The organism is Mesorhizobium sp. P3_B5 (assembly GCF_056402815.1).
Genome location: NZ_JBFUGR010000009.1, coordinates 2,501 through 26,351 on the forward strand (window position 1 = coordinate 2,501; position 23,851 = coordinate 26,351).

Sequence of the window (23,851 nt, forward strand, 5' to 3'; positions counted from 1 at the left end):
ATCTCCCGCATATGATGGGTTTGCCTAACCGCACCCTCGAACCGATCTCGAGAAGCTGGTCTTTTTGTGCCAATGACATCGGATCGGATCCTGCACAGGATCTGTTCCAGGCGACAATCTCTTCGAGATTGCGCTGACGCCAACCTCGCAAGGGGAAGGCTGAAGCGACAATCCCTTCGGGATTGCGCAGGTGGGCATTGGCAATGAGAACGATCAAGTGTCTTAAGGGCAATTGGTGGATGCCTTGGCATGCACAGGCGATGAAGGACGTGATACGCTGCGATAAGCTACGGGGAGGTGCGAATACCCTTTGATCCGTAGATTTCCGAATGGGGAAACCCACCTAAGGTACTTGGAAAATCAGAGCAGCAGGGCGACGCGAAATCCCAAAAGGATTGAGTGTTAAGCGACGATCTCTTTGAGATCGCGCAGACTTGCTGCTGTGGTTTCCAAGTATCGATAATAGGTAACTTACCCTGAATAAAATAGGGGTAAAGTGGCGAACGCGGGGAACTGAAACATCTAAGTACCCGTAGGAAAGGACATCAACCGAGACTCCGGAAGTAGCGGCGAGCGAACCCGGACCAGGCCAGTGGCGATTGAGAGACAAGCGGAACCTTCTGGAAAGTAGGGCCATAGTGGGTGACAGCCCCGTACGCGTAATGCAATCAATCGTCCTCGAGTAAGGCGGGACACGTGAAATCCTGTCTGAATTTGGGGGGACCACCCTCCAAGCCTAAGTACTCGTGCATGACCGATAGCGAACTAGTACCGTGAGGGAAAGGTGAAAAGCACCCCGACAAGGGGAGTGAAAGAGTACCTGAAACCGATTGCCTACAAACAGTGGAAGCCCAAGGTTCGTCCTGGGTGACCACGTACCTTTTGTATAATGGGTCAGCGACTTAGTGTGACGAGCAAGCTTAAACCGCTAGGTGTAGGCGCAGCGAAAGCGAGTCTGAACAGGGCGTTCAGTTCGTCGCATTAGACCCGAAACCGAGTGATCTAGCCATGAGCAGGTTGAAGGTAAGGTAACACTTACTGGAGGACCGAACCCATAACTGTTGCAATAGTTCGGGATGACTTGTGGCTAGGGGTGAAAGGCCAATCAAACTCGGAAATAGCTGGTTCTCCGCGAAATCTATTTAGGTAGAGCGTCGACCGAATACCCCAGGGGGTAGAGCACTGGATGGGCTAGGGGTCCTCACCGGATTACCAAACCTAACCAAACTCCGAATACCTGGGAGTACTAGTCGGCAGACACACGGCGGGTGCTAACGTCCGTCGTGAAAAGGGAAACAACCCTGACCTACAGCTAAGGTCCCCAAGTTATGGCTAAGTGGGAAAGGATGTGAGGATCCCAAAACAACCAGGATGTTGGCTTAGAAGCAGCCATCATTTAAAGAAAGCGTAACAGCTCACTGGTCTAAATAAGGGTCTTTGCGCCGAAAATGTAACGGGGCTAAAGCCATACACCGAAGCTTAGGGTTTGGTCCGCAAGGGCCAAGCGGTAGCGGAGCGTTCTGTAAGCTGATGAAGCCATACCCGTGAGGGGTGGTGGAGGTATCAGAAGTGCGAATGCTGACATGAGTAACGTAAGGGGAGTGAGAGACTCCCCCGCCGAAAGTCCAAGGGTTCCTGCTTAAAGCTAATCTGAGCAGGGTTAGCCGGCCCCTAAGTCGAGGCAGAAATGCGTAGACGATGGGAACCACGTTAATATTCGTGGGCCTGGAGGAAGTGACGGATCATTGAGGTAGTCCAATCTTATCGGATTGAAAGGGCTGCTGCGTGGTTCCAGGAAATAGCTCCTCCTTATAGACCGTACCCGAAACCGACACTGGTGGACTGGTAGAGTATACCAAGGCGCTTGAGAGAACTATGCTGAAGGAACTCGGCAAATTGCACGCGTAACTTCGGAAGAAGCGTGACCCTTTTCTACGCAAGTAGAGGAGGGTGGCACAGACCAGGGGGTAGCGACTGTTTATCAAAAACACAGGGCTCTGCGAAGTCGCAAGACGACGTATAGGGTCTGACGCCTGCCCGGTGCTGGAAGGTTAAGAGGAGGGGTGCAAGCTCTGAATCGAAGCCCCAGTAAACGGCGGCCGTAACTATAACGGTCCTAAGGTAGCGAAATTCCTTGTCGGGTAAGTTCCGACCTGCACGAATGGCGTAACGACTTCCCCGCTGTCTCCAGCATAGACTCAGTGAAATTGAATTCCCCGTGAAGATGCGGGGTTCCTGCGGTTAGACGGAAAGACCCCGTGCACCTTTACTATAGCTTTACATTGGCATTCGTAGTGGCATGTGTAGGATAGGTGGTAGGCTTTGAAACCTGGGCGCCAGCTCAGGTGGAGCCAACCTTGAAATACCACCCTTATTACTATGGATGTCTAACCGCGACCCGTTATCCGGGTCCGGGACAATGTATGGTGGGTAGTTTGACTGGGGCGGTCGCCTCCTAAAGAGTAACGGAGGCGCGCGATGGTGGGCTCAGACCGGTCGGAAATCGGTCGCTGAGTGCAATGGCATAAGCCTGCCTGACTGCGAGACTGACAAGTCGAGCAGAGACGAAAGTCGGTCATAGTGATCCGGTGGTCCCGCGTGGAAGGGCCATCGCTCAACGAATAAAAGGTACGCCGGGGATAACAGGCTGATGACCCCCAAGAGTCCATATCGACGGGGTTGTTTGGCACCTCGATGTCGACTCATCGCATCCTGGGGCTGGAGCAGGTCCCAAGGGTATGGCTGTTCGCCATTTAAAGCGGTACGTGAGTTGGGTTCAGAACGTCGTGAGACAGTTCGGTCCCTATCTGCCGTGGGTGTAGGAATATTGAAAGGATCTGTCCCTAGTACGAGAGGACCGGGATGGACGGATCTCTGGTGGACCTGTTGTGGCGCCAGCCGCATAGCAGGGTAGCTATATCCGGACGGGATAACCGCTGAAGGCATCTAAGCGGGAAACCCACCTTAAAACGAGTATTCCCTGAGAACCGTGGAAGACGACCACGTTGATAGGCCGGGTGTGGAAGAGCGGCAACGCTTGAAGCTTACCGGTACTAATAGTTCGATCGGCTTGATCGTTCTCATTCCTTATGCTCACTGATTGGCGACAATCCTTTGGATTGCGCCGAGGTGACAGGCACGACAAAGACCAGCGAACAGCTCCGACAGAGCCAAAGGCGTAACGCCTGATGCATTGTCGCGGCCAATCGCTCAAAAAGCTTCTCGAACAACGTGCGTTTTGCCGACCTGGTGGTTATGGCGGAGCGGCTGCACCCGATCCCATTCCGAACTCGGCCGTGAAACGCTCCAGCGCTGATGGTACTTCGTCTCAAGACGCGGGAGAGTAGGTCGCTGCCAGGTCTGCTAAACGCACGTTGAACTCACATCCAATCGGATGTCAGTGAAATCTTCTCCTTACGAACAGGCCCGCCAACGGGAACACGGGCCGCGCAAGCGGCCCTTTCATTTGGGGGCTCTTGATTCCGGTAAGGTAAAACTTACCTCTAAGGTTGACGCGGGGTGGAGCAGCCCGGTAGCTCGTCAGGCTCATAACCTGAAGGTCACAGGTTCAAATCCTGTCCCCGCAACCAACCTTCCTCAAATCCACGAGCTCGATCGCTGGCGGGAAGCTCCGCTTCCCTGGCGATGGTAGCTCCTCGTCCTTCGGACCATAACCTGAAGGTCACAGGTTCAAATCCTGTCCCCGCAACCAAATCCAAAACGGCCCGCCTTGTGCGGGCCGTTTTGCTATGCGGCTATGGCCGTTCGAACCGATAGAGCTTTGGCCGGCGCGCTTGTCGGCACGCTCGGTCGATGCTAGCTGCATGACCAAAGGGCGAGGCAAACCGTGGCCCAACAATCTGCTTGGCAGCAGAAGCGCTCTGTTCAGGGTGATTGAATCCTTTCAATGAAGTCGAGAGCCAATATTCCCGCGAAACACCGCCTTATTCTGGCAGTCGCGCGGCTGCTGCTGACTGTTCGACACCCGATGCTCGTCATGCGACTTGCCAGGAGGTTTGGCTATCTGCCCAACCCTGCGGCGCCGGAGAGCTATCACGAGCGGATGTTGTGGCGAAGAATCGTCGACCACAATCCATTGTTCGTGACGTTGTCGGACAAGCTCGCTGTGAAGGATTACATCCGCGAGGTTTGCCCGGAATTGATGGTGCCGGAGACGCTGTGGTCGGGCCACGATCCCGATGACATCCCGCTCGACCTGCTGGCCAAAGACGTGGTGGTCAAGACGAACCATGGCTGCGACATGAACATATTCGTTTCCGGCGGCCAGCCGGAGCGCGCAACCATCGTGAGCCAGACGAAACGCTGGCTCAGGAAACGTCAAGGACGGCACAACGGCGAATGGGCCTATTGGTCGATTACGCCGACGGTCTTCGTTGAACAGCGCCTGCCGCTCAGCGGCGGCGAGATTGCCACCGAGATCAAGGTTCAGATCTGCAGCGGTGTTGTGTGCCATGTCAGGGCCGAGGACAAGAAGGCGCACATGTCGCGGTTGTTCGACCCTGAGGGCAATCCCTTGGCCGGCCGCGATGTCGACTATCCGCGCGAGGACCAGGCGCTGCCCGTGACAGCGCGCCTGGTCGAGTACATTCGTCAGGCAGTCGCCATCGCGCCGCGCATCGCTGGCGACCTCGACTATGCCCGTGTCGATTTTCTGGTCACCAACGAGCGGCTGTTCGCCGGCGAGGTCACCATTTATACGGGGGGCGGCTACTCCGTCTGGAGCAATCCGGCGATTATGGCGGATATCGAGCGGCACTGGCGGCTCGATCAATCGGATTATTTGCGGCGGCGACACAAGGGCATTGCCCGGCTCTATGCAAATGCGCTGCGTGCGAAATGCATGGCGGACGTTGGCGATTTGCACGCGGCCCATCTTGCCGGGACCCCGCCTCTGGAAACGCTGCAGACATAGACCATGACCCCACCCCTCGGGTTGGGATCATGGTCGAACAGCAAAGTGAGCCTCGTCCCGATCCTATCGGGATGATTGGGCTCTGGCTGGCTGGTTTCGATCCGAACCGCCGTCCAGCCACTCGAGATCCTCCGGTGAGAGCGAAATGTCGATCGCTTGCAGGCTGTCTTCCAGTTCACCGAGCGTGCGCGGGCCGATCAGCGGAACCGACGGAAAGGGCTGCGCCAGCACATAGGCGAGCGCGATGTGGATCGGGCTCTTGCCCAGCCTGCCGGCGAGTTCGATCGCCCGGTCACGGCGGCCGAAGTTCTTCTCCGAGTACCAGACCCGGACAAGCTCTTCACTGTCGCGCTTGTCGCGGCCGGCGCGGTCGGTGAAGAAACCCCGCCCCTGGCTCGACCAGGCAAAATTGGGCATCTGCCTGGATGTCAGCCAGGCTTTCCACTCGTCGCTGGAGGAGGTGACGCAGCCCGCCCAGATCGGCTCCAGCATCTCGGCCAGCGAGAAATTGTTGGAGAGCGCGCCGGGCTTCTGCTTGCCGGTCCGCTCGGCATAGGCAATCGCTTCATCCATGCGCTCCATCGTCCAGTTGGAGCCGCCGAACGGGCCACGGATGCGCCCGGCCTTTACCTCCTGGTCCATGGCGTCGACGAACTCGCCGACCGGTACATCCGGATTGTCGCGGTGCATGAAATAGATATCGACATAATCGCTCTGCAGCCGGTCGAGCGACTGGGCAAGCTGCTTGCCGATCACATCGGGATAGCAGAGCGGGGAGTGAGCGCCCTTGCCGATAACGACCGATTGCTCCCGCACGCCGCGATTTTTCAACCATTGCCCGAGCAGCGCTTCGGTATAGCCGGCGCCATAGACATAGCCAGTGTCGAACAGATTGCCGCCCGCTTCGAAAAAACCATCGAGCAGGATCGAGCCCGAGGAAAACGTGCGGAAATCCTCAAAGCCGAGCGCGAGCACCGAGACCGGTCGTTGCAAGCCCGGAATCTGACGCTTCGGTATGGCGGTGCCGTTAGAGCGCAACGGCCGGCCGGAAATCGTGTTGATGCGTTTTGCTGGCTTCTCGATCTCGTATTCGAGCCCGACGGCAGTGCGCCATTTGTCGAGCACGCGCAGATTGCCGAGGCTGTCGGCCCAGCCCATGCCCGGCCAGGCAAATTCCTTGCTACCGGCCAGGATGGCCTCGCCGGCGGCGTCGACCTCGAAAGAGTAGAGATGGCGCGTTTCATTGACGCTGATGGTGTCGCGCGTTCCGTCAGACAGGATCACGTCGATTTGACCCAGACCGACGTCGCGGTTGCCGCCGGCGAACCAGAAATCCGGTACCTCGATGCGGCCCTTGGTGCCAAGGATGCGCAGCACATTGTCCTGGTTGAGCGAGATGCTGCACGAGACTTCGGCGACGATGCCGCCTGGAAAATGCAGCAGCGCCGAGGCCCATTCATCGACCCCGGAGGGGCCAAGATGCGCGGCGCCGGTCACCTTGTCGGGCTCGGCGAAGGGAACTCCTGCAGCGGCGCCGGCAATCAGCCGCGCCATCGACACGGGATAGCCGCCGACATCCAGAATGCCACCGCCAGCGAGGTCGTTGGCATAGAGCCGGTGCTCCGGCATGAAGCCCGGCATGGCGAAACCGAAGCTGGACTTGATCATGCGGACCTCGCCAATGACGCCCGACCTGATCAACTCCACCAGCTTCAGCGTCTGCGGATGCAGCCGGTACATGAAGGCTTCGCCGAGAAAGGTGCCGGCCTTGCGCGCCGCATGGATCATCGCGTCGGCCTCGAAGGCGGTGAGCCCCATCGGCTTTTCGCAAAGCACATGTTTTCCGGCTTCGGCCGCCTTGATCGCCCATTCGGCATGGCCGGGATGCGGTATCGAAATGTAGACCGCATCGACATCCGGGTCGGCGAGCAAAGCGTCGTAGCCGTCAAGGATGCGGGCGCCGGGAAAGCTTTCGGCAAGGCCCGATTTGCCGGGGTTTCGGGCGCCGAGGGCGACCAGTTTGCCGGTGCGCGACTGGGCCACGCCACCGGCAAAGGCGAGCGCGATGCTGCCCGGCCCGAGAATGCCCCAGCGGATGGGCGCGGTTGAAGTCATTGTCATTCTCCTTAAAGCTGGAAAGGGAAAACGGTCAGCGCAGCCGCAGCCCGTTTTCGTCGAACAGGTAGGATTTGCGAATGGAAACAGTGACCTCAGTGGTGACGGGAACCTTTGCCGCGTCGCGCTGGATCACCACGTCTTCGCCGTTGGTCGTCCTGGCATAGAGAAAGCTTGTGCCGCCGAGGTGCTCGACCACGTCGATGCGAACGACAAGGTCGGCATCACCTTCTCCGGCATTGCCGAAATGCTCCGGCCGCACGCCGACGATCACCTGGCTTCCCGTTTCGGGTGCTGCGCCGGCCAGAGGCTGCGTGATGCGGGTCTTTTCCTGGCCCGCCAGCTCGACGACGATGCCGTGCGTGTCGCGCCCGACAACGCGGCCGTTGATGAAGTTCATCTTTGGCGAGCCGACAAATCCCGCCACGAACTGATTGTCGGGATTGTCGTAGAGATCGAGCGGACGACCGATCTGCTCGACATGGCCGCCGCGCAGCACCACGATCCTGTCGGCCAGCGTCATCGCCTCGGTCTGGTCGTGGGTGACGTAGATCATCGTCGTGCCCAGTTCCTTGTGCAGGCGCGAGATCTCGACGCGCATCTGCACTCTCAGTTCGGCATCGAGATTGCTCAGCGGCTCGTCGAAGAGGAACACCTGGGGTTCGCGCACGATGGCGCGGCCGATGGCGACCCGCTGGCGTTGGCCGCCGGAAAGCTGGCGTGGCCGGCGCGCCATCAACTCGGTGATGCGCAGAATTTCGGACGCCCGCTTCACCCGCCGCTCGGTATCGGCTTTCGGATTGCCGGTCATCCTGAGGCCGAAGCTCAGATTCTGCTCGACGGTCATATGCGGATAGAGCGCGTAGGACTGGAACACCATGGCGATGCCGCGGTCGGCCGGCTCGACATCGTTGACCACCTTGCCGCCGATGGCGATCTCGCCACCGCTGATGTCCTCAAGGCCGGCGATCATCCTCAGCAGCGTCGACTTCCCGCAACCGGAGGGGCCGACGAAGACGACGAATTCGCCGTCGCTCACATCGATGTTCGCGCCATGAACGATCTCGAAGTTGCCAAAGCGCTTGACGACATTGCTGAGTGTAACCGCCGCCATTGCCGATCCTTACTTGATGGCGCCGGCGGCAATGCCGGCGATGAAATGACGCTGCAAGAGCACGAAAACGACCAGCATCGGCGCCGTCAGCATCATCGAGCCTGCCATGATGCCGCCCCATGACACTTTGGTCAGGCCGATCAGCGTGCCGAGAGCCACCGGAGCCGTCATCGAGCCGGGCTGGCTGTTGATCAGCAACGGCCAGAGGTAGTTGTTCCAAGAGGCGAGGAACAGGATGATGGCAAGTGCTGCCAGCGTCGGCCGCGCCAAAGGCAGCGCCACGAACAGGAAGATGCGCCATTCCTTGACCCCTTCGACGCGCGCCGCGTCGAACAGATCGGCCGGCATCATCGAAAAGCTCTGCCGCATGAAGAGGACACCCAGCGAATTGAAAAGCGGCGGCACGACCAGCGCCACCCAGGTGTTGGCGAGCTTGAAGTCGCGCGCCACCATGATGAATTGCGGAATCAGCACGACGGCATAGGGGAGTGTGATGGTGCCGAGGATGATCGCGACGACCGCGCCCTTGCCGAAGAACTGGTAGCGCGCCAGCGCCCAGCCGGCCATCGAGGTGAGCAGCACCGACAGCACCGTATAGGTCACGGCCACCGAAACCGAGATGCCGATGGCGCGGACGAAATCGGTGTCGCGCTGCAGATTGTTGAAATTCTCGATGAAATTGCCGTGCGGCAGAAGCTCGATGCCGGGGCTGAAGATGCCGTTGTCGGGCATCGTCGAAAAGATGGTCATCATCCACAGCGGAAACAGCCAGATCAGCGCCAGCGGCGTCAGGAAGAGATGCAGCGCGACGCTGCGGCCCAGTTTGGCTTGCGAACGCGAGCTCATTTCGGCTCCTTCGTCAGCCAGAGTTGCGCCAGCGTGATGGCGATTGCCAGCCCGGCCATGGTGTAGGCGACGGCCGAGGCGTAGCCGAAGTTCAGCGACCTGAAACCCTGGCGGTAAAGCAGCAGCCCGAGCGTTTCGGTGCCGCCGCCTGGGCCGCCGCGTTCGGTGATCAGGAACGGTTCGGTGAACAGCTGCATGGTGCCGATGATCGACAGCACGCAGCAGAAGACGATGATCGGCTTCAGCAATGGCAGGGTGATGTAGAAGAACTGCTTCACCTTGCTGACGCGGTCGAGCGTCGCCGCCTCGTAGACATCCTGAGGGATGGACTGCATGCCGGCCAGCAGGATGATGGCGTTGTAGCCGGCCCAGCGCCAGGTCACCGCGATCATGATCAGCGCCATCGCCGGCGTGACGTTGGAAAACCAGTCGACGCTGGGCAGGCCGACGCTGTTCAGCAATTTGTTGATGATGCCGAAATTGAGGTTGAACATCAGCCGGAAGACCGCGGAGTAGGCCACTTCGCCGACCACGACCGGGGCGAAAAAGGCGAAGCGGAACAGGCCCCTGGCTTTCAGCAGCGGCGAATTCAAAAGCACCGCCATCACCGTGGCGAGCGCGATCATCACCGGCACCTGGATGACCAGGATGAGCAGCGTGTTCTCCAGCGCATTGAAGAAGGCGGGGTCGCCGATCAGCCGGCCCCAGTTGAAGCCGGGCGCGAACCGCCATGGCACGGTGCGCGTCGCCTGGAAGGAGATCAGGAAAGAGTCAATGATCGGCCATAGCCAGAAGATCGCGAAGATCAGCAGATAAGGCGCAAGGAAGCGATACGCCGTGGCGTTCTGATAGCGCATGGTTGCCTCCTTTCCGCATTGGCGGGTGAGCACGCGTGCTCAAACACGCAGCGCGTTGGAAATGGTCCCGGGCAGCATCGATGCCGCCCGGGACCATCTCGTCCAGATCAGGACTTGACGGGCAGTCCGGTCGCTGCCGCAATCTGATTGGCGGCATCGTCGAGCGCTGCCTTGGCGTCCGGATAGCCGCCGGCCAGATATTTCGTCTGCACGGCACGGACGATAATTTCGGCGTCGCTCTGGAACTGCGTGCCGCGGCTGGGAACGACCTTGGGCAAGGTGGCGAGTATGTCCTTCCACACTGCCTGGCCACCCCAATAGGGCAGGCCTTCGGAGACATAGGGGTCATTCAGCGCCGAGATCAGCGAGGGTACGAGGCCGAAGTCCTTCAGCATCGTTATCTGGCCTTCATTGGTCTCGAGCGTGTACTTCAAGTAGGCGTAGGCGGCCTCCTTGTTCTTCGATGCCGATGTGATGGCAAGCGAGGAGCCGCCGAGGTTGGCGGCGCGGGGGCCGTCGGCTGTCAGGCTCGGCATGAGATAGACGCCCCATTTGCCGTTTTCCCCCGCCGATTCGGTGCGAACGGTGCCCTCATACCAGCCGCCATAGATCTGGGTGGCGACGGTGCCGGCGGTGTTGTTGGTGATCTTGGTGCCCCAGTCGGCCGAGGAGATGATCCCGGCGTCCTTCATCTCCTTGAGCTTGGTCATGGAGTCGACGCATTTGGGCTGGTTGACCGTGATCGACTGCCCGTCGGCGGCAAAGTAGGCGCAGCCCTGCTCGTTCGAGATCATGCGGAAGAATTCGGAGTCGCCGTTGAAGTCGGCATTGGTCATCGTCACGCCCGGATTGGCGGCCTGGATCTTCTTGCCGGCGGCGATGAAATCGTCCCAGGTCTTGATCGAGGCGGGATCGACGCCGGCCTTCTCATAGAAGTCGCGGCGGTAGAAGGCGGCGACCGGGCCGGAATCCCATGGCATTGCATAGGCCTTGTCGCCCACTTCGAGTTCGGTGCGCTTGAAGTCGGGGAATTTTGCCTGGTCCTCGGCGGTGTAGCCGAGCGTATGCAGGTCGACGAAGCAGTCGGGGAACTGGCTCCAGTAATTCTCGGCCTCGCCGTTTTCGATCGAGACGATATCGGGCAGGCCGACGCCGTCCGCGGCACAGCCGGCGATCGACTTGTCATAGGTCGGCTGGTTGCCGAGATCCTCGACCGTCACCTTGACGTCGGGGTACTGCTTGTTGAAGCCGGCGACGGTCGCCTTCAACGATGAAGCGGCGATGTTCCAGCTCCAGATCGTGATTTCGCCAGACTGCGCAAGGGCCGGGCCGGAGCCCAGAGCAAGCGCGAGCGCGGCGCAGGTCAGTAGGGTGCGCATTGAAATCCTCCCATTTCATTTGCTCTGTCTTGGTGAGCGTGGGTAGACTATGCGGTGCGGAAGGCTTGTCGCCGTCAAAGGGAATACGGAATTGGCGGAAAGTAAGATGCCGGATCGGCCGTTTTATCAGCCTGGCGCCAGCAGCGTGGAAGGCCTGCCGCTGCTGCTGCAGATGTTTCATACACAGCCCCTGGTTATGCTCAAGCCGCATTGGCACGCCCAGGTCGAGGTCAATTTCATTGTGCGCGGCAGCGTGCACTACCGCATGAGCGACCATGAGATCTCGCTGTCGGCCGGCGAGATGTGCCTGTTCTGGGGCGGCCTGCCGCACCAGATGGACGATCTCAGCGACGATGCCGTCTATGCCGGCGCGCATCTGCCGCTGGTGCATTTCTTCCGGCTGCACCTGCCGACCGATGTCCGGCATCGGCTGATGACAGGCGCGACACTGGTGAGCAATGCGACCGACCGGTCGGACGACGACAATTTCGAGCGTTGGAACCGCTATGTCCGTTCCGGCGATCCGGCAAAGGCGGAGCATGCCGTGAACGAACTGCTGCTGCGGCTGGAGCGGATGCGGTTCGAGCCGTACCGGCTGGTGCCGGAAACGGCGATCGGACAGGCAGCCGGCAGCCCCTTCGATCAGCAGTCTTCACGTAATGTCGGGCGTATGTGCGACTTTATCGCGGAGAACTTTCTCTACGACATCGACTGCGTGAACATCGCGGCCGCAGCTGACATCCATCCCAAATACGCCATGAGCACGTTCAAGAAATCGACCGGCATGACGCTCAACGAATATGTGAATCTGTTGCGGCTCAGCTACGCACAGGCAATGCTGATGCACCAGGACGCCAACGTGCTCAGGGTCGCCATGGACTCGGGTTTCGGTTCGCTCAGCGCCTTCAACAAGTCGTTCCGCAAGCTTGCCGGCATGTCGCCTTCCGATTTCCGCAAAGGCGCAGGCATCAGGTAGTTCCGTCAGAGGCGGTCCCAAGTCAGGACAGGGAAACGGGTCTTGGACGCGCGACCGTCGTTCAATTGGCAGGAACGCCTTCCAGGCGCTGTTGCGGTTCGCGGGCGCTGGTGACAAAGCTGCGCCAGCCGCCATAGGCCGAGATGTCGGTCGCTGCCGCCAGCCCGGCGGTTTCGACCAGGAAACCCTTGGCCGACGTGCCGTCTGCAAGGTCGATTGTGCCGATGCCGAGCGGCGACGGGATCGCCGCGACGAAGCGCCCGAACGCGTCTGTCGCAAGCCGCCAGACCTCGACATCAATTGCTGTCCCGCCATTGGCGACCCGCACCAGCCCCGGCTTGGGCACAGACTGGCCGGCGAGTGCATAGAGCTTGTAGGCGGGCGCTGTTTTCACGGCTCTCGAGAATTGCGCGTCGAGCTGTTTCAGCTGGCCGTTGAGCGGCATGCCCGAGAGATGCGCGCCGACCACCACCAGGTCGATCATGCCGTCGGCGCTTGGCGACGGAGCCGGGAGAGGGGGCGGCTGCTGCCAGCCCGTCGCGCCGAGCGGGAGGCCGCTGGCTGCATGCAGGTCGCGGGCAAGCGCCGCCGTCAGCGCATCCCTTCCCGCAGGCGCCAGCAAGGTGACGCTCATCGGCAGGCCGTCATCGCGCTGTCCCGTCGGCACGGCGATGCCACACATGTCGAGCAGGTTGACGAAATTGGTGTAGGTGCCGAGCCGGCTGTTGGTAACGATCGGATCGGCAAGCACCGCATCGACCGAGTAGTGGGTCGGCGCGGTCGGCACGCAGAACAGGTCGACCGAAGCGATGACAGGGGCGAGTTTCGCCTTGTACGCCTGCAAGGCATAGAGGCCCTTGAAGGCGTCGGCCGCCGAAAGATTGCGGGCGCCGCCAATGATCTTGCGCGTCACCGGATGCAGCGCCGCTTCGCTGGCGTCCATGAACTCCCGGATCGCTGCGTAGCGTTCGGCGACCCAGGCGCCTTCATAGAGAAGATTGGCAGTGGCGTAGAAATCGCCGAAGGGGATTTCGACCAGCCTGCAGCCCAGCGTCTCCAGCGAGACAAGAGCCGCGTCGAAGCCGGCCTGCATCGAGGTGTCGCCGAAGAACTTCAAATCGGCCCTGGCCGGCACGCCGACTGTCAGCACCGGCGGGCGCGTGGCAAGGGGCAGGATGTCGATGGCGCGCGAATAGGAATCGGCGTCGTCCTTTGCGGCAGCCACTGCGAGGACCGCATAGGCATCATCGACGGTCAATGCGAAAATCGAGACGCAGTCGAGCGTCCGGCAGGCCGGCACGACGCCTGTTGTAGACAGCGCGCCGACGGTCGGCTTCAGCCCGACGATGTTGTTGAGGCCGGCCGGGATGCGGCCGGAACCGGCGGTGTCGGTGCCGAGCGCAAACGAGACGATGCCGCCGGCTGTCGCTACCGCCGAACCGGACGAGGATCCACCCGGGATCAGTCTTGGAGCGATTGCATTGCGAGGGATCGGCCAGGGTGTGCGGACGCCGACGAGGCCGGTGGCGAACTGGTCGAGATTGGTCTTGCCGACGACAAGCGCGCCGGCTGCCCTCAGCCGCGCCACGACCGTGGCGTCCATCCCCGGTGTGTAGGTATATTCGGCGCAAGCGGCCGTCGTCGGCATGCCGGCAACGTCGATGTTGTCCTTGACGGCGAAGGGAATGCCCCACAGCGGCTTTGCCTGGAGATCGAAGGGGCCGAGCCATTCTGCTTCCGCGAGCATCTCTGCCTTGCTCACGAGATGGATGAAGATGCCGGGGTCTTCCGCCGCCGCGATACGGGCGTAGACCGTATCGATCATCTCACTGATGCTGACGCCGGCCTGATAGGCCGCGTGCAAACTCCCTATGTCGAAGCGGATGTCGCTCATTTGGCCTCCCCCAGAATGATCACCGGCAGATCCCACTGGATCACCACGACGCAGCCGTCTTTCGTCCACACCGAATGCTCGGTCCCGACCGGGTTCAGGATGACGCTGCCCGCGGGATAGTCGCCGTTCTCATCGCTCTGTATGCCTTCGAGCACGACGATGGTTTCCAGCCCGACATGGCGGTGGCGCGGCACGCCGGCGCCGGGCCGGTAGTTGAGGATGGCAACCGACGGCTCGACAGGCCCGCCCTTGAGCAGCCAATGCACGGAGATGCCGTCCCGGAAATGCTCAAATGCCAGATCGCGCCAGCCGCCATTGACGAGGCCAGCAAAAGCAAGATTAGGCATTGGCAATTCCCTGAAGCACCTGGTCGGTCGTCGCCGTCCAGCCGACGATGGCGCCTTGCGCCCTGATCATAGCCAAGGCGGCCGCCTTGAACTCCGGGAAGTAGCTTTCCGTAGCGTCCTCAGCGAGCAGGCACTCATAGCCGCGGTCGTTGGCCTCGCGCATCGTCGTCTGCACGCAGACCTCCGTGGTGACGCCGGCGAAGACGAGTTGTTGCGCACCGAGCCGCATGAGGTCTTCACCGAAGCTCGTGGCATAGAACGCGCCCTTGCCGGGCTTTTCGATGACGATCTCGCCGGGCAGCGGGGCAAGCTCGTCGAGGATCGCCGTTCCCGGCTCGCCGACGATGAGCACGCGGCCCATCGGGCCGACATCGCCGATGCGGATCGATGGATTGCCGCGATTGCGCTTGGCCGGTGGCAGGTCCGAAAGGTCGGCCCGGTGACACTCCATCGTGTGGATCACCGGCAGGCCGGCTGCGCGGAACCCTTCGATCAACCGCTTCACCGTCGGCACGATGGCCACGACCCGGCTGACGTCGTTGCCGAGGCTGGCGCCGAAGCCGCCAGGCTCGGCGAAGTCGCGCTGCATGTCGATGACGACCAGCGCCATGGTCTGCGGCTTGAAGGTGAAGGAAAACGGCAGCGCGTCTATTTCCGCCATCAGTGATGTCCCGCCATGTGCTCGCCGATCGTCTGCACGCTGGCTTGGGCAATCGGCGTCTCATAGACCAAAGCGCCATCCGACATGACGAAGATACGGTCGGAAAGCTCCAGCAGTTCGTCGAGGTCTTCCGACATCAGGAGCACGGCGGCACCCGCATTGCGCGCCTTCATGATGCGGGCGCGGATTTCGGCCACCGCCGAGAAGTCGAGGCCGAAGCAGGGGTTGGAGACGATCAGCAGGTCAACCTCGCCGGTGAGTTCGCGCGCCAGCACGGCGCGCTGCACATTGCCGCCCGACAGCGACGAAATCGGCGAGGCGAGCGAAGCGGTCTTGACCTTGAACTGCTCGACCAGGCGGGTCGCATAGTCGCGGATGGCGCTCATCCTGATCCAGCTGATCGGCTTGCCGGCGTCGTTCAAATCGAAGGTCCGGAAGGCCATGTTTTCGGCCACCGTCATCTTCGGCGCGCAGGCGTTGCGCAACGGTTCCTCGGGAATGAAGCGGACATTGAGCGTGCGCGCCTCGCTGCGGCTGGCGCCGTAGGGCGATCCCTTGACCAGAACGTCGCCGCCGTCGCGCGTGCGCTGTCCGGCCAGGACTTCGAGAAACTCCTTCTGGCCGTTGCCGGAGATGCCGGCGACGCCGACGATTTCGCCGGACTTCACATCGAGTTCGCCGATGTTGATGGTTTTCAGGCCTGTCCGGTCCGGCGCCTTCAGCGCCTTCACCGTCAGGATCTGCCTAGCGTCGGTCGGCACCGGCGCGCGGCTGTCGAGCGCGGCGATCGGCTGGTCGCCGATCATCATCGCCGCCATCTCCCTGTGCGAGAGAGCCGACACGTTTCCGGTTCCGGTCAACCTGCCCTTGCGCAGCACAGTGATGTCGTCGGCAAACGCCGTCACTTCATGGAATTTGTGCGAGATCATCAGCACGGTGAGGCCGCCCGCCCTGGTCATGTCGCGCACGAGGCCAAGCACTTCCTGCGCCTCGCCGGGGGTGAGCACGGAAGTCGGCTCGTCCAGCACCAGGAAGCTGCGGCCGAGATAAAGCTGCTTGATGATCTCCAGCTTCTGTTTTTCGCCGGCCGCGAGTTCGGCCACCTTGACGTCGAGCGGCAGCTTGAACGGCATCCGTTCCATGAAGGCAGCAAGGTCGGCGCGCTCCTTGCGCCAGTCGATGATACCAGGCACCTTTTCGCGCGAGATAACCAGGTTTTCCGCGCCGGTCAGCGACGGGACCAGGGTGAAGTGCTGGTAGACCATGCCGAGTCCGAGTGCCGAGGCATCGCGGGGACTGGTGATCGCCACCTCGCGGCCGTCGACCAGGATGTCGCCGGAGGTCGGGTGGTAAAAACCCATCATGCATTTGACCAGCGTCGACTTGCCGGCGCCGTTTTCGCCCAGCAGCGCATGGAAGGATCCGGCTGGCACCTTGATCGAGACCTCGCTGAGCGCGGTGAAGGCGCCGAAGCGCATGGTCATGCCGATGGTCTCGACACCGACTGCTTTCCTGCCGCCTTCACTCATGGTCGAACCTCATGGCAGTTGGGCGACGAAGGATACCGAATTCGACACCGCGCCGAACACGCCGCCTTGCATCTTGATCATCTTGATCGCGGCGAGGTGGTTGCCGTAGTCGGTCGCGCCGCAGCAATCCTCCAGCATGACGCATTCGAAGCCGCGGTCGTTGGCCTCGCGCATGGTGGTGTGCACGCAGACATCGGTGGTGATGCCGGTGAGCACGATGTTTTCGATGCCGCGCTGGTTGAGGATCAGCTCCAGGTCGGTGGCGCAGAACGAGCCCTTGCCCGGCTTGTCGATGATAGGCTCGCCTTCGGCCGGATAGAGGTCGGGGATAATGTCCCAGCCCGCCTCGCCGCGCACCAGGATGCGCCCGCAAGGTCCGGGATCGCCGATGCCGGCATTGATGCGGCGCGAGCGCCAGCGCTTGTTGGCCGGCAGGTCGGCGAGGTCGGGCCGATGGCCTTCGCGTGTGTGGATGACGGTGTAGCCCTTCGCCCGCATCGCCGACAGCACCGACTTGATCGGCTCGATCGGTGCCCGCACCAGTGAGAGGTCGTAGCCCATATGGTCGACATAGCCGCCCGGTCCACAGAAATCGGTCTGCATGTCGATGATGATCAGCGCCGTATTGTCGGGGCGAAGTTCGCCATTGTAGGGCCATGGATAGGGGTCGGCGTCGATGTAGCGCTGGGTGATCTCGGCTCTGGCGTTCATGGCAAAAACTCCAGTTACTTGGTGATCGACAATTCGCCCGGCGCGCCGGCAAGCGAACGGCTTGGCGATGAGGTGGCGATCATGATGATCAGGGTGAGGATGTAGGGAGCGGCGTAGAACAGATAGTAGCCTTGCGTGACGCCAACAGACTGCAGCGCCGGGCCGAGCGCGCCGGCGCCGCCGAACAGCAAGGCGGCGGCAAAGCAACCGAGCGGATTCCAGCGCGCGAAGATGACCAGCGCCACCGCCATCAACCCCTGACCCGACGAGATGCGTTCGGTCCAGCTGCCGGGATAGTAGAGGGAGAGATAGGCGCCGCCGATGCCGGCGAGCGCGCCACCGATCCCGGTGGCGATGAGGCGCACGGTGTTGGGGTTGAGGCCCATGGCGCGCGCGGCATCGGAACTGTCGCCGACGACGCGCAGGATCAGGCCGGCGCGGGTGTTGCGGAAAGCCCACCACAGGAACACCGCCAGTGCCGCGCCGATCAGGAACAGCACATTGACGTTGAGTGCCGCCTGAACCTGCGGAATGTCGGACCAGCCGCCGAAGGGAATGGCCGGCAGGTCGGGCGCCGAGGGCTGGATGAACGGCTTGCCGAAGAAGAAGGCAAGACCGGAGCCGAGCAGCATCAGCGCGATGCCGATGGCGATGTCGTTAACGCCAGGGAATTTACAGATCCAGCCGTGGAACAGGCCGAAACAGAGGCCGGCCGCGGCGGCCGCCAGCAGGCCGAGCCAGGGCGAACCGGTCATCACCGCCACCGCATAGGCGGTCATGGCGCCGAAGACCAGCGTGCCTTCAAGGCCGAGATTGATGCGGCCGGAGCGTTCGGTAATGGCTTCGCCAAGCGATACGAAGATGAAGGGTGTCGAAACCCGGATGGCGCCGCCAAGGATGGCGAGCGGAACGCCCCAGAGGCCGATCTCGGTCGCGTCCATCAGGCGCCTCTCTTCCAGAGGTCGGGATTGAACGCCTTGAAGCGGCCGTAGAAGGTTTCGCTGAACAGAATGACGACGAACAGCATGCCTTGCAGCACCAGTACGGTGGCATCGGGCAGGTCCATGCGGCGCTGGATCAGGCCGCCGGACGCGTTGATGCCGCCAAGCAGGATGGCGACCGGGATGATCGCCAACGGGTTGTGGCGGGCGAGGAAGGCGACAAGAATGCCGGTATAGCCGTAGCCGGCGGCGAGCGAGGCATTGGCGCTGCCTTGCACGGCGCCGACTTCCAGCATGCCGGCAAGGCCGGCGAAGCCACCGGCAAGCGCGGTGAAGCCGACGATCAGCGGTCCGACGGCCAGCCCTTGCACCTGGGCTGCCCTGACATTGCCGCCGGCGATGCGGGCGGCAAAGCCCCAGCGGGTCTTTTCGATCAGCAGCCAGGACAGGATGCAGGCGACGATGCCGACGACGAGGCCCCAATGCACCTCCATGCCGGGAATGTTGCCGATGCGATAGGCGTCGGCCAGCGGCTGGGTCGAAGGCTTGTTGAGCGAGGCGGGATCGCGCAGCGGCCCTTCCACCAGATGGTTCATCAGGGCGATGGCGATGTAGGCCATCAGCAGGCTGGAAATGGTTTCGTTGACGGCGCGGTAGTGGCGAAGCGCGCCGACGGCACCGATCCAGATGCCGCCGGCGGCCATGCCCGCCACGCCCATGGCAAGAATGACGATTGATGATGGCGCGCCGCTCAGCGCCACGCCTGTGGCAGCGGCGGCGACGCCACCGAGTACGATGGCGCCTTCGCCACCGATGACAACGAGGCCGAGCCGGGCCGGCAGCGCCACGCAGAGGGCGGCAAGCAGCAGGGGTGCCCCGCGCGACAGCGAGTTCTGGATCGAAAACCACGAGCCGAAGCCGCCGCGCCACATGGTTTCATAGAGCTGGACGGGCGACTTGCCGACCAACGCAATGAACAGGCTGAACAACACCATGCCGACGATCAGTGCCGCGAGCGGAATGACGAAGGCTTCCGCCCGCCTGGCGATCCATTCCAGCGCCGCCGAATATCCCCTGGCGCCGAACACCGCCGGTGCGCTGCTGACCGTATCTGCCATGGCCCGTCTCCGTGCGCGCGTTCAGCTTCAGGCGGTCGAACCGACGACGCCCTCGACGAGATAGTCCATGCTTTCGAGCTCGATAGCGGTCTCGACGAAGGCCTGGCCTTCGGTGGCGACGACAATGCCCTTGTTGCTCTTCAACGGACCCTTGATGACGGAGAAGCCGCCCTTCATCATTTCGGCCAGCGTGGCGTCGAACTGCTTGTGGGCCGGCTCGCTCACAGCAGGGCCGAGCGGGCTCATCTTGACGAAGCCATCGGCCAGGCCACCACGGGTGAAATTGGGTAGCGGTGTGCCGGCGATGAGGTCGTCGACGAACATCTTGTAGACCTTGGCCCAGTTCCATTCCGCGCCGGTCAGGTATTTTTCCGGCGCCAGCGGGCTCTGGTTGGCGTGATAGCCGCAGATGAAAGCGCCGCGTCCGGCCGCTGTTTCGACCACCACTTTCGGGCTGTCGACATGGCAAGTGATGACGTCGGCACCCTGATCGACCAGCGCGTTGGTGGCTTCCGCTTCCTTGACCGCCAGCGACCATTCGCCGGTGAAGATCACCTGGCAGGTGATGGTCGGGTCGACCGAGCGTGCGCCGAGCAGGAACGAATTGATGTTGAGCAGCACCTGCGGGATCGGCTTGGCGGCGACGAAGCCGAGCTTCTTGGTCTTCGACGTGTGGCCCGCGACGACGCCATTGAGATACTGACCCATGCCGATATAGCCGAAATAGGAGCCGGCATTCATCGGATGCTTGTCCTTGTTCCACATGCCGCCGCAATGGCGGAACTGCACGTCGGGGAATTTCGCGCACATGGCCAGCATATGCGGATCGAAATAGCCGAAGGAGGTCGGGAAGATCAGCGAGGCGCCATCGAGATTGATCATCGATTCCATCGTCTTCTGGACGTCGACCGTCTCGGGGACGTTCTCCTCCTCGACGATGGAAATGCCCTCGATGCCCTTCAGCGCCGCCGCACCCTCGGCATGCGCCTGGTTGTAGCCGTAGTCGTCCTTCGGCCCGACATAGATGAAGCCGACGGTGGCGGCCGCGGCGAAGGCCCTGTTGATGGGAAAGGCTGCCGAGGCAAGACCAAGGGCTGCTCCGGCGGCGGAGGTCTTGAGCAGCTGGCGGCGGCTAAGCATGAATCTGTCGGTCATCTCTTATGCTCCCCTCTAGGACCCTTTTCCGGGTCGGTTAACGCCTTGTCAGGAAAGTGCATGCAATCAACGTGCCAGTTCTAAAATCGTAATTTATGCAATAAAATCAGTTATAATGCCGAGGCTGCCTGCTCAAGCGAAAGGCAATTGCATACACTTTTTGCCTTGGAAATAGCCAGTTTGACATGTAGATTAAAATAAAGGCATAGAGTGAGGCGACCCGAGTCGGGACTGGCCCGCGAGCCAACCCTGCAAAAAGGCTGGACGGAGGAGACGTGTCGGGAAAGCGCAGCTTGATCAGGGCGGGCACGACCGTCGATCAGATGGTGAGGGCGATCGGCGACCGCATCGTTACCGGCTTCCTGCGCCCCGGCGAAAAGCTCGACGAGGCTTCGTTGGCGGCCCGCTTCGACGTCTCGCGCACGCCGGTGCGCGAGGCGCTCGGTCATCTCAGCGCCATGGGCCTGGTCGAAAGACGGCCCAACCGGGGCGCCATCGTCGCCGTGGTGACGCAGGAGCACCTCGCCTCGATGTTCGAAAGCATGGCCGAACTGGAGGCGATCTGCGCCCGCTTCTCCGCCGAGCGGATGACCTGCGGCGAGCGCCGCGCGCTCGAGATCGAGCATCAAGGCTCGGCGCGGCTGGTGCAGCTAGGCGCCGAGGAGGACTATGAATATTTCAACACCGAGTTCCACAGCCGGCTCTACCGGGGCGCCCACAACACGCATATCTACGAAATGACGGTGATGACACGCAGCCGCCTGGCGCCCTTCCGCCGTGCTCAATTCATGCTGCCGGGCCGCCTCGCCAAATCCTGGAAGGAGCATGACGCGATCGTAACCGCGATCATGCGTGGTGACGGCACTGCCGCCGGCAAAGCCGCCAGGGATCATGTTTCCATCGTCAGTGAGGCGAGCGCCGTTTTTGCCAGTGTTGACCCGGTGCATCCGGCCCCCGATTTGGCCGGCCTATCCCGCTAACGAACCCGACCCTTCACCCTTCATCTCAAACATGCTTGCGGCCGCCGGCTTCGCGGAACCAGCTGTCGGGATAGGGGTACCACCAACCCTGGATCTCGGGCTTGTGGTCGATGATCACCATCTTCGAGCGACGAAAGGCGTCCAGACCCTGGCGACCGAGCTCGCGGCCGAGACCGGAGGCCTTCCAGCCGCCGAAGGGCAGCGCGTCATTGTCGATCAGCGGATTGTTGACCCAGACCATGCCGGCCTCGAGCCGTTCGGCCGCCTCATGCGCCTCGGCAAGGTCGGTGGTGAAGACGGAAGCGCCGAGCCCGAACGGGCTGTCATTGGCGAGCCTGATCGCCTCGTCGAAATCTTTCACCCGGCAGATCGCGGCGACCGGCCCAAAACACTCTTCGCGCACGATCGCCATATCGGGGGTGACGCCGGTCAGGATCGTCGGCTCGTAGAACCAGCCGATAGTGTGCGCCGGCGGAATGCGCCCGCCGGTGACCGCCTTTGCGCCGTGCGCGACCGCGTCGTCCACCAGCCGCATGACCTTCGCCCGCGCCGCCTCGCTGACCAGCGGTCCGATCTCGGATTTGTCCAGCCCGTTGCCGATCCGCAGCGCGAGCGTCCTTTCGGCGAATAGCTCGACGAAGCGGTCATGAACGGCATCGACCACAAAAAACCGTTCGGCTGAGGTGCAGACCTGGCCGGTGAGGTGGAACGCGGCGGTGACGCTGCCTGCAGCGGCAATGTCCAGTGGGGCGTGCGCGGAGATGATCAGGGGATCGCTGCCGCCGGCCTCGATGACGCAAGGCTTCATGCGTTCGGCGCAAGCCACGGCGACGGCCTTGCCGGCAGCCACCGAGCCGGTGAAGGCGACGGCATGGGTGCGGCCGGAGGCGATCAAAGCCTGCGCCGTGGACGCCCCGCCGGGCAGACAGGAAACCAGGCCTTCCGGCAGGGAACGGAACACCGTCATATAGTCCAGCGTCGACAGCGTCGTCGCTTCGGCCGGCTTGATCACACAGGCATTGCCGGCGGCAAGCGAGGCGGCGACCGTCCAGCACATCAAGAGGATCGGGAAATTGTACGGCATGATGTGGACGGAGACGCCATAGGGCTCGTAGCGCGCATACTGGAAGGAACCCGCCTGCGTCGTGCCGGCAATCTTGCCCGCATCGTCGCGCGCCATTTCGGCATAGTAGCGGAAGATCGGTGCACAATTGGCGATCTCGCCGATGGCTTCCGGATAGGGCTTGCCCATCTCGCGGACCATCAGCTCGGCACAGCGGGTGAAGTCGGCGGCTTCGATGGCATTGGCGACGGCATGCAGATGTTTGGCGCGGCTCTTGGCGTCGAGCCTTTTCCACGCCGCTTGCGCCGTAGTCGCCGCGGTCAGCACGGCATCGATCTCGCCGTCTGTTGCCGCAGCGATGGCACCAACCGTTTCCAGCGTCGCCGGATCGATCACCGGCTTGTTCGAGCCGGTCATCGGCCCGTAGTCCGGATTGACGAAGAAGGTTGGGCGGTCAGCGGAGAAATCCATGGACATCCTCTCAGATCCGCTCAGCGGATCATGTAGACCTTCTTGATCGTCTCATGGACGGTGCAGATGCCCTTCCAATCCTGTGGAAAGAACGCCGCCGTGTCGGGCTCGATCTCGATCACCTCGCCGGATTCGTGGACGTAGGTGCAGCGGCCCTCGAGAAAATGGCAGAACTCGTCGCGGGTGACATGGCAGTGCCATTTGCCGGGCGTGCAGACCCATAGACCGCATTCGGAACGGCCCTCCGGCCCCTTGTGCAGCAGCTTGCCGGAGGTGCGGGATTCGCCTTCGATCATTGTCGGAATGACGCCCCAGTCGACGAGGTCGGTAATAGTGAGCGGCGATTTCATGATCGGCGTGGTCATACAAATATTCCTTGAAACTGTTGCTGGGTGCTCACCGGCACATGAAGGCCTTGGTCAGCGTTTCGGTGATGATGGAGATGCCGGTCCAGCCGGCGGGGAAGAACACCAGCGTGCCGGCCTCGACCGGGACCTGTTCGCCATTCTCCCTGATATAGCTGCCGCGCCCAGACAGGAAATGGCAGAACTCATCGGCTGCGAAGATTATGTGGCGCGTGCCCGGCGTGCATGACCACAGGCCGCATTCGCTCGATCCGTCCGAGTTCTGGGACAGGATCTTGCCCGATGCGTGTGGCGAACCGGCGAGCGGCGACGAGCTTGCGCCCCAATCGTCCAGCGCTACCGAGGCGACGTTCGGCCAATAAGGTGTCGGCATGTCATGAAGCTCCAGTCGCTGAT

20 protein-coding genes, 1 tRNA gene and 2 rRNA genes (1 of these 23 only partly in view) are annotated in these 23,851 nt (G+C 61.9%); 6 read left to right on the forward strand and 17 right to left on the reverse strand.

Translation table 11 applies throughout. From position 1 onward, the window contains the following. Positions 1–217, reverse strand: the 5' portion of a protein-coding gene (locus AC1DVW_RS21500) for a hypothetical protein (RefSeq protein WP_477325728.1). The gene continues 125 nt to the left of window position 1, outside the view; 217 of the gene's 342 nt are visible here — the first part of the coding sequence; it begins with the start codon at positions 215–217; its stop codon lies beyond the left edge, outside the window. On the opposite strand from AC1DVW_RS21500, the gene AC1DVW_RS21505 reads away from it, so the two are divergent. The 4 genes from AC1DVW_RS21505 (at position 212) to AC1DVW_RS21520 (ending at position 4,933) form a co-directional block, all read left to right on the forward strand. Continuing rightward, positions 212–3,078 (forward strand): 23S ribosomal RNA (locus AC1DVW_RS21505). The genes AC1DVW_RS21500 and AC1DVW_RS21505 overlap by 6 nt on opposite strands. Positions 3,079–3,245: 167 nt before the next feature. After that, positions 3,246–3,360, forward strand: a 5S ribosomal RNA gene (gene rrf / locus AC1DVW_RS21510). Between the two features lie 153 nt (positions 3,361–3,513). Then, positions 3,514–3,590, forward strand: a tRNA-Met gene (locus tag AC1DVW_RS21515). Between the two features lie 407 nt (positions 3,591–3,997). Further along, positions 3,998–4,933 (forward strand): ATP-grasp fold amidoligase family protein, encoded by a 936-nt coding sequence (locus AC1DVW_RS21520; protein WP_477325730.1) that lies wholly within the window; start codon positions 3,998–4,000, stop codon positions 4,931–4,933. A 63-nt stretch (positions 4,934–4,996) separates the two neighbouring features. Here the strand turns inward: AC1DVW_RS21520 and AC1DVW_RS21525 are convergent, their stop codons facing one another. The 5 genes from AC1DVW_RS21525 to AC1DVW_RS21545 all read right to left on the reverse strand — a co-directional run bounded on the left by AC1DVW_RS21525 (position 4,997) and on the right by AC1DVW_RS21545 (position 11,244). Beyond that, positions 4,997–7,048, reverse strand: a complete 2,052-nt coding sequence (locus AC1DVW_RS21525; RefSeq protein ID WP_477325732.1) for an aldo/keto reductase — start codon at positions 7,046–7,048, stop codon at positions 4,997–4,999. Positions 7,049–7,082: 34 nt separating this feature from the next. Continuing rightward, on the reverse strand, positions 7,083–8,162 hold the full coding sequence (locus AC1DVW_RS21530; RefSeq protein WP_477325734.1) for an ABC transporter ATP-binding protein: 1,080 nt from the start codon (positions 8,160–8,162) through the stop codon (positions 7,083–7,085). Positions 8,163–8,171: 9 nt separating this feature from the next. Then, positions 8,172–9,008 carry a carbohydrate ABC transporter permease gene (locus AC1DVW_RS21535; RefSeq protein WP_477248598.1) on the reverse strand — a complete coding sequence of 279 codons (837 nt, stop codon included), beginning with the start codon at positions 9,006–9,008 and terminating at the stop codon, positions 8,172–8,174. Then, positions 9,005–9,865, reverse strand: coding sequence for a carbohydrate ABC transporter permease (locus tag AC1DVW_RS21540; protein WP_477248599.1), 861 nt, complete (start codon positions 9,863–9,865; stop codon positions 9,005–9,007). Before AC1DVW_RS21540 ends, AC1DVW_RS21535 begins: the two co-directional genes overlap by 4 nt. A gap of 107 nt (positions 9,866–9,972) precedes the next feature. Then, positions 9,973–11,244 carry an ABC transporter substrate-binding protein gene (locus AC1DVW_RS21545; RefSeq protein WP_477325736.1) on the reverse strand — a complete coding sequence of 424 codons (1,272 nt, stop codon included), beginning with the start codon at positions 11,242–11,244 and terminating at the stop codon, positions 9,973–9,975. A gap of 106 nt (positions 11,245–11,350) precedes the next feature. Between AC1DVW_RS21545 and AC1DVW_RS21550 the strand changes: the two genes are divergently transcribed. Continuing rightward, positions 11,351–12,220, forward strand: coding sequence for a helix-turn-helix domain-containing protein (locus AC1DVW_RS21550; protein ID WP_477248601.1), 870 nt, complete (start codon positions 11,351–11,353; stop codon positions 12,218–12,220). Between the two features lie 61 nt (positions 12,221–12,281). Here AC1DVW_RS21550 and atzF read toward each other — a convergent pair whose 3' ends face one another. Genes atzF through AC1DVW_RS21590 form a run of 8 tightly spaced genes read right to left on the reverse strand, consistent with a single transcriptional unit; the run spans position 12,282 to position 20,576 of the window. After that, a complete protein-coding gene (atzF, locus tag AC1DVW_RS21555) occupies positions 12,282–14,114 on the reverse strand; it encodes an allophanate hydrolase (RefSeq protein ID WP_477325738.1) in 1,833 nt (610 codons plus the stop codon). Next, on the reverse strand, positions 14,111–14,461 hold the full coding sequence (locus AC1DVW_RS21560) for a cupin domain-containing protein (protein ID WP_477325740.1): 351 nt from the start codon (positions 14,459–14,461) through the stop codon (positions 14,111–14,113). The genes atzF and AC1DVW_RS21560 overlap by 4 nt, the downstream gene beginning before the upstream one ends. Further along, positions 14,454–15,122, reverse strand: coding sequence for a cysteine hydrolase family protein (locus tag AC1DVW_RS21565; RefSeq protein WP_477325742.1), 669 nt, complete (start codon positions 15,120–15,122; stop codon positions 14,454–14,456). The genes AC1DVW_RS21560 and AC1DVW_RS21565 overlap by 8 nt, the downstream gene beginning before the upstream one ends. Further along, complete coding sequence (locus AC1DVW_RS21570) at positions 15,122–16,651, reverse strand: ABC transporter ATP-binding protein (protein WP_477325744.1); 1,530 nt, start codon at positions 16,649–16,651, stop codon at positions 15,122–15,124. The genes AC1DVW_RS21565 and AC1DVW_RS21570 overlap by 1 nt, the downstream gene beginning before the upstream one ends. Before the next feature lie 9 nt (positions 16,652–16,660). Further along, positions 16,661–17,362 carry a biuret amidohydrolase gene (gene biuH / locus AC1DVW_RS21575; protein ID WP_477325746.1) on the reverse strand — a complete coding sequence of 234 codons (702 nt, stop codon included), beginning with the start codon at positions 17,360–17,362 and terminating at the stop codon, positions 16,661–16,663. Between the two features lie 14 nt (positions 17,363–17,376). Then, positions 17,377–18,303: an ABC transporter permease gene (locus AC1DVW_RS21580; protein WP_477325748.1), complete on the reverse strand. Its 927-nt coding sequence runs from the start codon at positions 18,301–18,303 to the stop codon at positions 17,377–17,379. Next, a complete protein-coding gene (locus tag AC1DVW_RS21585) occupies positions 18,303–19,421 on the reverse strand; it encodes an ABC transporter permease (protein WP_477325750.1) in 1,119 nt (372 codons plus the stop codon). The genes AC1DVW_RS21580 and AC1DVW_RS21585 overlap by 1 nt, the downstream gene beginning before the upstream one ends. Positions 19,422–19,448: 27 nt before the next feature. Beyond that, positions 19,449–20,576 carry a BMP family ABC transporter substrate-binding protein gene (locus AC1DVW_RS21590; protein ID WP_477325752.1) on the reverse strand — a complete coding sequence of 376 codons (1,128 nt, stop codon included), beginning with the start codon at positions 20,574–20,576 and terminating at the stop codon, positions 19,449–19,451. 323 nt (positions 20,577–20,899) lie between these two features. Here AC1DVW_RS21590 and AC1DVW_RS21595 point away from each other — a divergent pair, with 323 nt between their 5' ends. Next, positions 20,900–21,556 (forward strand): GntR family transcriptional regulator, encoded by a 657-nt coding sequence (locus tag AC1DVW_RS21595; protein ID WP_477325976.1) that lies wholly within the window; start codon positions 20,900–20,902, stop codon positions 21,554–21,556. A gap of 25 nt (positions 21,557–21,581) precedes the next feature. Here the strand turns inward: AC1DVW_RS21595 and AC1DVW_RS21600 are convergent, their stop codons facing one another. From AC1DVW_RS21600 to AC1DVW_RS21610, 3 genes are read right to left on the reverse strand one after another with little or no spacing between them, the layout of a single operon-like run. Further along, a complete protein-coding gene (locus AC1DVW_RS21600) occupies positions 21,582–23,090 on the reverse strand; it encodes an aldehyde dehydrogenase family protein (RefSeq protein WP_477325754.1) in 1,509 nt (502 codons plus the stop codon). A gap of 20 nt (positions 23,091–23,110) precedes the next feature. Then, positions 23,111–23,455, reverse strand: coding sequence for a cupin domain-containing protein (locus AC1DVW_RS21605; protein ID WP_477271134.1), 345 nt, complete (start codon positions 23,453–23,455; stop codon positions 23,111–23,113). A gap of 31 nt (positions 23,456–23,486) precedes the next feature. After that, entirely contained in the window at positions 23,487–23,828 is a 342-nt protein-coding gene (locus tag AC1DVW_RS21610; RefSeq protein WP_477271136.1) for a cupin domain-containing protein, read from the reverse strand. Positions 23,829–23,851 lie beyond the last annotated feature (23 nt).

What these genes read in the sequence shown, in the direction of transcription:
- AC1DVW_RS21535 (WP_477248598.1), bottom strand. Translation starts at nt 9,008, where the DNA reads ATGAGCTCGCGTTCGCAAGCCAAACTGGGCCGCAGCGTCGCGCTGCAT.
- atzF (WP_477325738.1), bottom strand. Translation starts at nt 14,114, where the DNA reads ATGAGCGACATCCGCTTCGACATAGGGAGTTTGCACGCGGCCTATCAG.
- AC1DVW_RS21560 (WP_477325740.1), bottom strand. Translation starts at nt 14,461, where the DNA reads ATGCCTAATCTTGCTTTTGCTGGCCTCGTCAATGGCGGCTGGCGCGAT.
- AC1DVW_RS21580 (WP_477325748.1), bottom strand. Translation starts at nt 18,303, where the DNA reads ATGGACGCGACCGAGATCGGCCTCTGGGGCGTTCCGCTCGCCATCCTT.
- AC1DVW_RS21605 (WP_477271134.1), bottom strand. Translation starts at nt 23,455, where the DNA reads ATGACCACGCCGATCATGAAATCGCCGCTCACTATTACCGACCTCGTC.
- AC1DVW_RS21540 (WP_477248599.1), bottom strand. Translation starts at nt 9,865, where the DNA reads ATGCGCTATCAGAACGCCACGGCGTATCGCTTCCTTGCGCCTTATCTG.
- AC1DVW_RS21550 (WP_477248601.1), top strand. Translation starts at nt 11,351, where the DNA reads ATGCCGGATCGGCCGTTTTATCAGCCTGGCGCCAGCAGCGTGGAAGGC.
- AC1DVW_RS21590 (WP_477325752.1), bottom strand. Translation starts at nt 20,576, where the DNA reads ATGACCGACAGATTCATGCTTAGCCGCCGCCAGCTGCTCAAGACCTCC.
- AC1DVW_RS21570 (WP_477325744.1), bottom strand. Translation starts at nt 16,651, where the DNA reads ATGAGTGAAGGCGGCAGGAAAGCAGTCGGTGTCGAGACCATCGGCATG.
- AC1DVW_RS21565 (WP_477325742.1), bottom strand. Translation starts at nt 15,122, where the DNA reads ATGGCGGAAATAGACGCGCTGCCGTTTTCCTTCACCTTCAAGCCGCAG.
- AC1DVW_RS21520 (WP_477325730.1), top strand. Translation starts at nt 3,998, where the DNA reads ATGCGACTTGCCAGGAGGTTTGGCTATCTGCCCAACCCTGCGGCGCCG.
- AC1DVW_RS21545 (WP_477325736.1), bottom strand. Translation starts at nt 11,244, where the DNA reads ATGCGCACCCTACTGACCTGCGCCGCGCTCGCGCTTGCTCTGGGCTCC.
- AC1DVW_RS21600 (WP_477325754.1), bottom strand. Translation starts at nt 23,090, where the DNA reads ATGGATTTCTCCGCTGACCGCCCAACCTTCTTCGTCAATCCGGACTAC.
- AC1DVW_RS21610 (WP_477271136.1), bottom strand. Translation starts at nt 23,828, where the DNA reads ATGCCGACACCTTATTGGCCGAACGTCGCCTCGGTAGCGCTGGACGAT.
- biuH (WP_477325746.1), bottom strand. Translation starts at nt 17,362, where the DNA reads ATGAACGCCAGAGCCGAGATCACCCAGCGCTACATCGACGCCGACCCC.
- AC1DVW_RS21585 (WP_477325750.1), bottom strand. Translation starts at nt 19,421, where the DNA reads ATGGCAGATACGGTCAGCAGCGCACCGGCGGTGTTCGGCGCCAGGGGA.
- AC1DVW_RS21530 (WP_477325734.1), bottom strand. Translation starts at nt 8,162, where the DNA reads ATGGCGGCGGTTACACTCAGCAATGTCGTCAAGCGCTTTGGCAACTTC.
- AC1DVW_RS21595 (WP_477325976.1), top strand. Translation starts at nt 20,900, where the DNA reads ATGGTGAGGGCGATCGGCGACCGCATCGTTACCGGCTTCCTGCGCCCC.
- AC1DVW_RS21525 (WP_477325732.1), bottom strand. Translation starts at nt 7,048, where the DNA reads ATGACTTCAACCGCGCCCATCCGCTGGGGCATTCTCGGGCCGGGCAGC.